General features: G+C 41.3%; 11 protein-coding genes. 2 read left to right on the top strand and 9 right to left on the bottom strand.

The features are described 5' to 3' along the window. Window positions 1–300: 300 nt before the first annotated feature. From AN391_RS11385 to AN391_RS11360, 6 genes are all read right to left on the bottom strand, one after another. Window positions 301–1,497 (bottom strand): dipeptidase, encoded by a 1,197-nt coding sequence (locus tag AN391_RS11385; RefSeq protein ID WP_055015510.1) that lies wholly within the window; start codon window positions 1,495–1,497, stop codon window positions 301–303. 64 nt (window positions 1,498–1,561) lie between these two features. Next, window positions 1,562–1,816 (bottom strand): YheU family protein, encoded by a 255-nt coding sequence (locus AN391_RS11380; RefSeq protein ID WP_055015505.1) that lies wholly within the window; start codon window positions 1,814–1,816, stop codon window positions 1,562–1,564. Next, window positions 1,813–2,805: a hydrolase gene (locus AN391_RS11375; RefSeq protein WP_055015504.1), complete on the bottom strand. Its 993-nt coding sequence runs from the start codon at window positions 2,803–2,805 to the stop codon at window positions 1,813–1,815. Before AN391_RS11375 ends, AN391_RS11380 begins: the two co-directional genes overlap by 4 nt. Window positions 2,806–2,916: 111 nt before the next feature. Then, complete coding sequence (locus AN391_RS20685) at window positions 2,917–3,063, bottom strand: hypothetical protein (RefSeq protein WP_004589623.1); 147 nt, start codon at window positions 3,061–3,063, stop codon at window positions 2,917–2,919. An 872-nt stretch (window positions 3,064–3,935) separates the two neighbouring features. Beyond that, window positions 3,936–4,358, bottom strand: a complete 423-nt coding sequence (locus tag AN391_RS11365; RefSeq protein ID WP_055015502.1) for a TIGR02444 family protein — start codon at window positions 4,356–4,358, stop codon at window positions 3,936–3,938. Further along, window positions 4,342–6,264: an ATP-binding cassette domain-containing protein gene (locus AN391_RS11360; protein ID WP_055015501.1), complete on the bottom strand. Its 1,923-nt coding sequence runs from the start codon at window positions 6,262–6,264 to the stop codon at window positions 4,342–4,344. The genes AN391_RS11365 and AN391_RS11360 overlap by 17 nt, the downstream gene beginning before the upstream one ends. 132 nt (window positions 6,265–6,396) lie before the next feature. Between AN391_RS11360 and AN391_RS11355 the strand changes: the two genes are divergently transcribed. Continuing rightward, window positions 6,397–6,600, top strand: coding sequence for a YheV family putative zinc ribbon protein (locus tag AN391_RS11355; protein ID WP_004589620.1), 204 nt, complete (start codon window positions 6,397–6,399; stop codon window positions 6,598–6,600). A 13-nt stretch (window positions 6,601–6,613) separates the two neighbouring features. On the opposite strand, the gene AN391_RS11350 is transcribed toward AN391_RS11355, so the two are convergent. Then, the gene (locus AN391_RS11350; RefSeq protein WP_055015500.1) at window positions 6,614–6,826 is read right to left on the bottom strand and encodes a SlyX family protein; all 213 of its coding nucleotides are present in this window, start codon (window positions 6,824–6,826) and stop codon (window positions 6,614–6,616) included. Further along, the gene (locus tag AN391_RS11345) at window positions 6,813–7,811 is read right to left on the bottom strand and encodes a WD40 repeat domain-containing protein (protein WP_055015499.1); all 999 of its coding nucleotides are present in this window, start codon (window positions 7,809–7,811) and stop codon (window positions 6,813–6,815) included. Before AN391_RS11345 ends, AN391_RS11350 begins: the two co-directional genes overlap by 14 nt. A 204-nt stretch (window positions 7,812–8,015) precedes the next feature. On the opposite strand from AN391_RS11345, the gene fkpA reads away from it, so the two are divergent. Further along, complete coding sequence (gene fkpA / locus AN391_RS11340) at window positions 8,016–8,762, top strand: FKBP-type peptidyl-prolyl cis-trans isomerase (protein WP_055015498.1); 747 nt, start codon at window positions 8,016–8,018, stop codon at window positions 8,760–8,762. 58 nt (window positions 8,763–8,820) lie between these two features. Here the strand turns inward: fkpA and AN391_RS11335 are convergent, their stop codons facing one another. Next, window positions 8,821–9,291, bottom strand: a complete 471-nt coding sequence (locus tag AN391_RS11335) for an Rsd/AlgQ family anti-sigma factor (protein WP_055015497.1) — start codon at window positions 9,289–9,291, stop codon at window positions 8,821–8,823. Window positions 9,292–9,451 lie beyond the last annotated feature (160 nt).

The raw sequence follows: 9,451 nt of genomic DNA, 5'->3' as shown, positions 1-9,451 counted from the left end.
TTTAACGGTACCGTGTGAGTCTAGCGACTCCTGCACCACTTTTCTTTTAAATTCCTCTGTATGTTTACGAAACGCTTTTACTTTCATGACAACTGACTCCTAAATAGGTGTCTACTTTTATGGAGTCAGATCATTTAGCTATTAGCTATTAGTAGCTTGGTGTTAAATTATACTTAACACATAAAAAAGCACGACTTTAAACCGTGCTATTAATTAAACTTTTTGACAACTGACAACTGACAACTGACAACTGACAACTGACAACTGACAGCTTACAGCTTACAGCTTACAGCTTACACGCTAGTGTTTTTTCGCATACGCCTCAGCTTGCTTCCACACTCTTAGCGTATTTTCGCTTAAAATCTTTTTAATGTCGGCATCGCTATAGCCTCTGTCCATTAACCCTTGCACTAGGTTAGGGTAGCTCGCTACATCTTTTAGGCCAATCGGTAATGAATCCCCTACACCGTCGTAGTCAGAGCCAATACCTACGTAATCAATACCAATTAATTCAACTACATGGTCAATGTGATCAAGGACTTGCTCAAGACTTGCGAACGGGAATGGGTTTTTAGCACGGTACGCTGCGTCAAAGTCTTTGCCTGGCTTAGTGCCTTCTTTTTTAACGGCCTCCTTTGTACTTTTCAGGTCTTTGTACCATGAACCTGCTTGGGAGGTTACAAAGCTTGAGCCAAAGTTAATTTGGATAACTCCGCCATTCTTTTTCAGCGCTAGCAACATGTCATCATTCATATTACGCTCAAAGCCCGGTGTGTATTTGCGTAATGAAGAGTGTGAGGCAATAACCGGTGTTTTAGATAGCTCCATTACCTGATAAAACGCATCATCTGATATATGCGATACGTCAATGAGCATACCGACGTTGTTCATTTCAGTTATCAGCTTTTTACCAAATGGGCTTAAGCCTTTCCATTTACGGCGAATATCGTATGATGAGTCAGAAATATGGTTACTTTGTGAGTGCGCAAGCGTGATGTAGCGTACACCGCGGTCAAAAAAGTGCTGTAGGTTTTCCATTTTTCCTTCAATTGGCGAGCCATTTTCCATACCCATCGCAATTGACAGTTTACCTTGCTCAAACTGCGCTTCTATATCTGCAGTAGAGCTGGCAATGGCAAATTTTTCTGAGGCGCGCTGTGCAATGGCTTCCATGCTATCAATCATTTGATTGGCTAGCTGATAACTTTTACCTTTGCCTTCAAATTCTAAGTGAGCAGGAATATAAATAGACATAAATGGCGCGTTTAAACCGCCCTTTACTGCGCGAGGGTAGTCAAAGTCGCCGCCATCGGTAGCTTTAGTGACATCAACCCATTTTTCGTGGATACGATAAGGTACATCAATATGGGTGTCGATTAAAATAGTGTCTTTTGCTAGTTTTACTGCTTTGTCTGACGGGCTTTTTACTTGCTCTGCAAAGGCTTGTGGTGTTAAAGCTAGTGATATGGCTACCACTAGAGTGCTGAGTTTTATCATGTTTTGGCTCTTTGGGTAAAAAGCCATTGTGTACGTTCAGCTCAAAAGTTACAAGTGTTAGGCGCTAATCAAACGACTGTGATTCATGCTCCTCGCTTTGTAGAGCTTTAAATTCATTTTTTGAAATAATAGTGACTGATTCATGTAGCTCAGAAAAAAACACCATGGCTTCACCATTTTTAAGTTGCTGATTAACCTGCGCTACTTTACTTTGAATACTCACTTCTTGCTCACCGTAATCAGTGCCTTCACGAAGCACGTAGCTTTCAATTAGGTTATAGAGGGTGTCTTTATCAAGTTGTTCAAAAGGGATAATCATAACTGCTTACTGCTCGCTTTAGTGGGAACGTGCTGGCCAAAATAATAAGGAACGGCTTGCTCAAGCCAAAATACCGGCCTAAACGGGTTATTACCGCTAATAAACCCTACGTGGCCGCCTTTTTCAGAGACGCTCAGGGTAACATGCTCACTCACATCTTGCCTACTTGGCACGGCTTTAATCGACAACATTGGGTCGTCTTTGGCATGAATGATTAACGTAGGAATCGCAATATGCTTTAAGTAAGGCATGGCGCTGGCTTGGCGATAGTAATCGTACGCGTTTTCAAAGCCATGCAGTGGTGCGGTTAGTTGATTATCAAACTCTAGTAAATCGTCAATTTTCATTAACTGCTCAGAGGTAATAGGTATTTGCTGCTTAATTTGTGGCAATTTACGCTGCATTGATTTTTTCATTCTATCGAGCAAATACTTTTGATAAATTTTACCTAAGCTTTTGCGAATAACATCGCTTGATGATGATAAATCATAAGGAGCCGAAACCACTGCAGCGGCGCTTAACGGGCAGTTTTCGCGCTCTTCGCCTAGGTATTTAGCCAGTACATTACCCCCTAACGAAAAACCAACAGCCATAATAGGGCGGCTTGGGAATTGCGCCCTTAAATGATTTATAAAAAAAGCTAAGTCGGCGGTATCACCACTATGATAAGCACGCGGTAAGCGATTAACTTCACTTGAGCAGTTTCTAAAGTGCATAAGTACTACGGCATAACCTTGTTTTTTTAAGGCTTTCATCATGCCTTTGGCATAAAAGCTATTTATGTTGCCTTCAAGGCCATGTAAAACCACTGCAAGGGGAGCGTTTTCGTTATGAGGCAGCGACCATGCAAGTTCAATGAAATCGCCGTCGGGCGTATCAAGTTGCTCAAGTTCGTAGGACGTATTGTGAAATGGACGGAAAAAACGCGGCATTATGGTTTGAACGTGACGATTGGTCATCCACCATGCTGGTTTAAACTTATTGATCATGTTTGTACTACGCACTATGAAAAAAACGAAACGTTAGTGTACCAAATTTTTCGCTTTATAAAATAAAAAGCGCCTAATCAGTAACCTGAGTAGGCGCTTTGTGCGTCGTGCTTAATGATGCTCGGGAACTTCAGCCTCGCTAATTTTTTTAATAAAGTAAAAAGCGTAAAATAGGCAAAGAGAAATCACTACGCCTAAAATCCCAAAAGACATAAATAAAACAGGGTCGCTAAAAAAGTCTCTAAAGAACACGTTCATGATTAATCTCCTCGTTCAGTTGATGGGTTAATCATAGAGCGAGTTTGCAAGGCGTAACGTGATCGAGATCAAACAATTTTCTTAAGTAGAAAAAGTAACCAAGTAAAGTTGATGTAGATCATGTTTTAGAGGCTAGCTAGTTACTGCAGCACTTATAGGCTTTGAATAATCAATTTGCTTAAAGATCTTTTGCACTAAGAGAAGAGAATGAGAAGTAAATGAGAAAGGTAGCCACGAGCCAGCAGAGGCTAGACTTATATTTTTAGCGATATTAGCTTGGTTTTTATTTTCCTCTAAAAGCGCAGCGTCTCTAACCCTCTTTGTGAGTAAATTACTTAAAGGTTTTTTTGCACTAAGAGAAGAGAATGAGAAGTAAATGAGAAAGGTAGCCACGAGCTAGCAGAGGCTAGACTTATATTGCTAGCGATAATAACTTGTTTTTTATTTTTTTCTAAAAGCGCAGCGTCTCTAGTTCTCTTTGTGAGTAAATTACTTAAAGGTTTTTTTGCACAAAGAGAAGAGAATGAGGAGTAAATGAGAAAGGTAGCCACGAGCCAGTAGAGGCTAGACTCATATTTTTAGCGATATTAGCTTGGCCTTTATTTTTTCTAAAAGCGCAGCGTCTCTAGTTCTCTTTGTGAGTAAATTACTTAAAGGTTTTTTTGCACTAAGAGAAGAGAATGAGAAGTAAATGAGAAAGGTAGCCACGAGCCAGCAGAGGCTAGACTTATATTTCTAGCGATAATAACTTGGCTTTTATTTTCCTCTAAAAGCGCAGCGTCTCTTATCCTCTTTGTGAATAAACTACTTAAAGATTTTTTTGTACAAAGAAAATAGAATGGGCATTAGAAGAGGGTATGAAAACTGACAGCCTAAGTGGCTTTCACATACAGCTCAATATTGTTTGGCTTTACAGCTTCTAAAAAGCTAAGTTTATTCGCTGTATCAACAAGTATTTGCTGTTGCTGCTTTTCAAGCTTTAGCTCTGTGCTTAGTAACTCTTCACGTATTTTTGTGTAGTCAGCAATCGTCTCCTGATTTGCTTTTAAATAGCGACGGACAGAGCGCAGAGGCTTAAGTGCTTGTGTATCAAATTCGTCAATTGATTCTATTAACGCACTGAGTTGCTCGGTGTTAATGCTTAGCTTAAGTGAATCTAAGTACAATAAAAATAAGCACAGATTTACGTTTTTACCTTGCTGGTTTTGAAGAGTCAGCAAGGCTTGTTGTTGCCCAGGCTTTGCGTACAAGGTGCACGCAAATTGCCAAAAATCATTGCTATTGAGCAAGTTCATCAGCAAAGGCCTGTTCTTTTTCTTCCATTTCTTCAAGCGCCATTAGGAGCGCTTCTTCGGTGTCGTTTACTTTAGGGGTAAGCGTGGCTTGCTTAGCAATTAACTCTTTTAGCTGGGCTTTATTATTGTCGTTGTAGAGTTCGTTATCGCCAAGGGCGACTTCGACCTCGCTAAGCTCTGCAGAGTATTTGTCTAGTTGCTTTTCAAGCTTTTCAATTTGCTTTTTAAGCGGTTGAATGGTTTTTCTAAACTCGGCCTCTAAACGTTTTTGCTCTTTACGGTTAATGCCAGAATTCGCTTTTGGCTCGTCAGGTTGCTGGCTTTTAGCGGCTTCTTTATTGGCATTGAGTAACCATTGGTAATACGCATCTAAATCGTAACCAAACTGAGTCACTTTGCCATCATCGACTAAATAAAATTCATCGGCGGTGTTTTTGAGCATATGGCGATCGTGCGATACGGTAACCATGGCGCCTTCAAAGCCTTGCAGTGCCATCACTAGCGCGTGGCGCATTTCTAAATCAAGGTGGTTTGTTGGCTCATCAAGTAGTAGTAAATTGGGCTTTTGATACACCAACATGGCTAGCACTAAGCGGGCTTTTTCACCGCCCGAAAACGGTGCCACGGGTTCAAGTGCTTTATCGCCAATAAAGGCAAAGCCGCCTAAAAAGTCACGCAATGATTGCTCAGTGGCCTGAGGGTTTAAGCGTTGAATATGAGTCACTGCACTGGCTTTTAAATCAAGCGACTCTAATTGATGCTGTGCAAAGTAACCAATATTTAAGCCATGGTGTTGAACCACTTTACCTGCTTGCGGCTCAAGCTCGCCCGCTAATAGCTTTATAAGCGTTGATTTACCCGCGCCGTTACGACCGAGTAACGCAATACGGCTGCCAGGAACTAGGTTTAGCGCGATATTATTTAAAATAGTGACATCGCCATAACCTGCTTTTGCTTTATCTAGGGTCATTAGCGGGTTAGGCAGGGCTGTTGGCTCGGCAAATTCAAAGTCAAATGGTGAGTCGGCATGTGCAGGAGCCAGTTTTTCCATACGTTCGAGTGCTTTAACACGGCTTTGTGCCTGTTTGGCCTTACTGGCTTTGGCTTTAAAGCGAGTTATAAACTGCTCAAGGTGGGCAATTTGCTCTTGTTGTTTTTCAAACATAGCTTGTTGTTGCAACAAACGCTCTGCTTTTTGGCGCTCAAACTGTGAGTAGTTACCTTTGTACACATTAATAAGCTGTTTATCTACATGCCAAATTTGATCAACCACGGCGTCTAAAAACTCACGGTCATGCGATATAAGCACTAGTGTGCCTGTATAGGCGCGTAAAAAGCGCTCAAGCCAGTAAACGGCATCTAAATCAAGGTGGTTGGTTGGCTCATCGAGTAATAGTAAGTCGGCATCGCGAATAAGTGCTTGTGCAAGGTTTAAACGCATACGCCAACCACCCGAAAAGGCGCTTACTGGGTTTTCTATTTGGTGATTAGCAAAGCCTAGGCCGTGCAGCAATTCGCCCGCTTTTGACTCTATGCTGTAGCCTTTAATACTCTCAAGCTGAATATGTACTTTGGCTTGGGTGTCACCATCGTTGGTTTGCTCAGCTTCACGCAGTGCAATACGCAGTGCGTAGTATTCTGGGTGGCCTTGCAGTACATAATCAATGGCGCTTATTTCAAGGGCGGGAGTTTCTTGTTTTACAGAGGCAATAGACCAATCTTTAGGAATACTGCAATCACCGGCATCTAACTGTAGCTCAGACTTTAATAAACTAAATAACGTAGATTTACCACAGCCATTAGCGCCTACAAGACCTACTTTGTGTTGTGGAAATAATGTAGCCGAAGCATTTTTTAATAAGGCTTTTCCGCCACGAAGTAGTTCTATTTCTGAGATTTGGATCATGAATACGTTACTTTGCTGTGCCCTTGTTAAGTTGGCGCTATCATACCATAGAACGTATTGCTCTTATCAAGCGTATCAACCTAGGAAGTTATACGATAAAATATGTGCAGTTCAAACCACAGGAAAAATGTTGTGAGACAAAAGAAGCGATTTATTGCTGGTGCATCGTGCCCTGAATGTAAAGCCATGGATACCATGATGCTATACAGAGAACATGATGTTGAAAAAGTAGAGTGCGTAGAGTGCGGCCACAAAATGGCGCAGCCAGATAACGCAGTTCAGGCATCTACTCGCCAATTTGAACAAGTTATTGGTGTATTTAAACCGGGCGATTAACCCGGTTTTTATTTTAGTAATGTGGTGGAGGTGGCTCTTGCATTTGTGACATTAGCGACGGCTGCTGTGCTTCTTTGAGCTTTTCTGCTAGTAGCTCAGTTTGGCGCTTCATTTTTGCAAGCTGCTGTTGGTGTGCTTTTAGCTCGTCATTTAATATTTCTATTGTTTCGTCTTGAAAAGCAACTTTTGCCTCAAGCTCCATTAAACGATGTTCAATTGTGTTCATTTGCTTCTCGTATTGTAAAGTGCTCTGCAATTCCGCTCGAGCTCTCGGTTAATAACGACTTGCCGTTATCTATAAACGCTACATCTAGCACCACAGCCGATTTAGGCTTACTGCCTTTACGTGGTGTGACTTGCCAAGTTTGAATTTTCTCGCCGCTGGGCAACTGCCATAAATCAACGCGCTTATTGGGCGAGCCCGTTGCCAGCAATGTGCCTTGTTCGTTAAAGCGTACCGCAGTAAAAATTTTCTGACGCGCAATATACGCCAGTTTACTCACAAGATCACCTGTAGTCAGCTTCCATACATGTGCTTGCTTCATACTATCTGCGGTAAATGCGTAGCGACCCTGTGGGTCTAGAGTTACTTGGGTAACTCGCGTAGGGTGATTAAAGCGATGAATTACTTGTCCTGTGCGTGTATCCCAAAAATAGGCAACGTAATCGTTCGAACCGCTTAGGGCATAGCGCCCGTTAGGCGATAAATCAACGGTGTTTACTTTGTCTTGGTGGCCTAAAAATTCAATGCGGCGTCCGGTTTCTAGGTTTAAAAATACCACTACGCCGTCGCTTCTGCCGTATAAAACACTGCGGCCTTGGTTGCTTATCGCAATATCGCGAATAGTGGCTTGTTGAATTTTATAATAGCCGCGGTTTTCGCCGCTGTTAATATCCCACACGGCAAAGGTGGTTTTTTCTGCGGTAACGGCCACGCTATTATCAAAGGCAATAGCCACAGCATACACTAGACTTTCTTGTGATTGTTGTTGAAACCATTGATATTTTAGCACCTGCTGTTGATTATCCCACAGGGCGACCCCATGGTGAATGGAGGAGACTAAGCTGTATTTACCATCGTTAGATACTGCCGCAGAAAACGCACCCTGTGCTGCGTGTTCAAAGCGTTGTGCAGCTTGCTGTTTTTGATCGCTACAAGCTAGGGCTAATAAACAGCTAAAAGCGATTAAAAAAGTACGAAATATCGACATATTACAGGTATTTCCTCTTAACTCTTAGTGACTGAGAGGTTAGACTAGGTCACGTTGAAGGCCTAGGGTGTTTGTCTAATCACTATAATAGGTTAGGTTTTAATTTAGTTAGTTATTAAACAAGCAGCCTATCATGTAGGCCGTTAATCTTTAACTAGTAATAATACAATAAATGACAACTGCAAAGTGTGTCGGAGATTTAAAATGAAAAAGACGATTAGATTGTCATTGATTGCAGCGTCGGTTTTAGCGCTTACAGCTTGTAATCAAGAAGCAAAACAAGAAAAAGCTGAAGTTAAATTAGACACTGTAGAGCAGCAACAAGCATACGGTATTGGTGCATCAGTAGGTAACTTTTTAAATAAAGACCTAGCTGATAAATCAGAGATTGGTATCGAGCTTGACCAAGCACTGTTAATTCGTGGTTTTGAAGACGCGCTTGCTGGTAATGCAAAAATCGATGAAGAAAAAATCCGTGAAGTACTTACTGAATTAGATACTTCAGTGCGTGCAAAGCAAGAAGCTAAAGCTAAAGTTGAGTCTGAAAAAAGCAAAGAAGCAGGTAAAAAATACCTAGAAGAAAATGCTAAAAAAGAAGGCGTAACAGTCACTGAGTCAGGCTTACAGTACGAAGTACTTAGCGAAGGGGAAGGCGAAAAGCCTGAAGCAACAGACGTAGTTAAAGTACATTACAAAGGTACTTTATTAGATGGCACTGAGTTTGATAGCTCTTATGCGCGTAACGAGCCAACTACGTTCCCTCTTAACCGTGTAATTGCGGGTTGGACTGAAGGTTTACAGCTTATGTCTGTAGGGTCTAAGTATAAGTTTACTATTCCTTCTGAACTTGCTTACGGCGATCGTGACCTAGGTAAAATTCCAGCTAACTCAACGCTTGTTTTTGAAGTAGAACTACTTGAAATACAAGATGACGAAGCACCAGCGCAATAAGCAGTAGCTTATAACGCAAAAAGGGACCATAACGGTCCCTTTTTTGTAGGCTATTTTATTAATCTGTGTGGTTAGAAAACAAATTATCTATTAGCTCATCTTCTAGTTCAAAACGCGCTTCTAACGTTTCGCCAAGTACCGACAAATCATTATCAAACTCTGCTAACAAGTCCTCTTTATCTACTTCTGCGTATTTATCGTTAAAATCTAAAGCAATATCTGTTGTGCTTGAAATGCGCGGGTAAATTGTATTTGCCAGCTGTTGGCTTTCAAGGCCCTTGCTCTCACAGGCTTTAGCAATGTCATCGTACACTTCAAAATGGCCGGCAGATAAGTAATCCATTAAAATTTGGCAAAATGATTGAATCTGCTCTGGCTCTGGTAAGGCGTGATCTTTTTTATCGTATGGCGAAAACCCAGCCATTTTACAATAAAGTACGATTAATTCTTGGCGCTCGTTTAACCATTTATCAATGACAGTATGGCTACCACCCCATTTTTGTTGAGCTTTCTCTACGCGCGTCAGCATTACTGTTCTCCTAAGCTGGGTCACTTTTATGGTTAAATTTAAATCTTCTTATACATCAAGATATATTTTATTTAAGTGTATATCAACAAGTAAAAGGTATGAGCTGGGGTATACGTGTATTTATTGTAGGTAATTTATTATTTTATTGCAGGCAAGAAAA

This window comes from Pseudoalteromonas sp. P1-13-1a (genome assembly GCF_001401875.1).
Taxonomy (GTDB): Bacteria; Pseudomonadota; Gammaproteobacteria; order Enterobacterales; family Alteromonadaceae; genus Pseudoalteromonas.
The sequence above is the reverse complement of the archived record's forward strand: the minus strand, read 5'-3'. Positions and strand labels throughout refer to the sequence as shown.

What these genes read in the sequence shown, in the direction of transcription:
- AN391_RS11345 (WP_055015499.1), bottom strand. Translation starts at nt 7,811, where the DNA reads ATGTCGATATTTCGTACTTTTTTAATCGCTTTTAGCTGTTTATTAGCC.
- AN391_RS11350 (WP_055015500.1), bottom strand. Translation starts at nt 6,826, where the DNA reads ATGAACACAATTGAACATCGTTTAATGGAGCTTGAGGCAAAAGTTGCT.
- AN391_RS11365 (WP_055015502.1), bottom strand. Translation starts at nt 4,358, where the DNA reads ATGAACTTGCTCAATAGCAATGATTTTTGGCAATTTGCGTGCACCTTG.
- AN391_RS11380 (WP_055015505.1), bottom strand. Translation starts at nt 1,816, where the DNA reads ATGATTATCCCTTTTGAACAACTTGATAAAGACACCCTCTATAACCTA.
- AN391_RS11335 (WP_055015497.1), bottom strand. Translation starts at nt 9,291, where the DNA reads ATGCTGACGCGCGTAGAGAAAGCTCAACAAAAATGGGGTGGTAGCCAT.
- AN391_RS11385 (WP_055015510.1), bottom strand. Translation starts at nt 1,497, where the DNA reads ATGATAAAACTCAGCACTCTAGTGGTAGCCATATCACTAGCTTTAACA.
- AN391_RS11360 (WP_055015501.1), bottom strand. Translation starts at nt 6,264, where the DNA reads ATGATCCAAATCTCAGAAATAGAACTACTTCGTGGCGGAAAAGCCTTA.
- fkpA (WP_055015498.1), top strand. Translation starts at nt 8,016, where the DNA reads ATGAAAAAGACGATTAGATTGTCATTGATTGCAGCGTCGGTTTTAGCG.
- AN391_RS20685 (WP_004589623.1), bottom strand. Translation starts at nt 3,063, where the DNA reads ATGAACGTGTTCTTTAGAGACTTTTTTAGCGACCCTGTTTTATTTATG.
- AN391_RS11375 (WP_055015504.1), bottom strand. Translation starts at nt 2,805, where the DNA reads ATGATCAATAAGTTTAAACCAGCATGGTGGATGACCAATCGTCACGTT.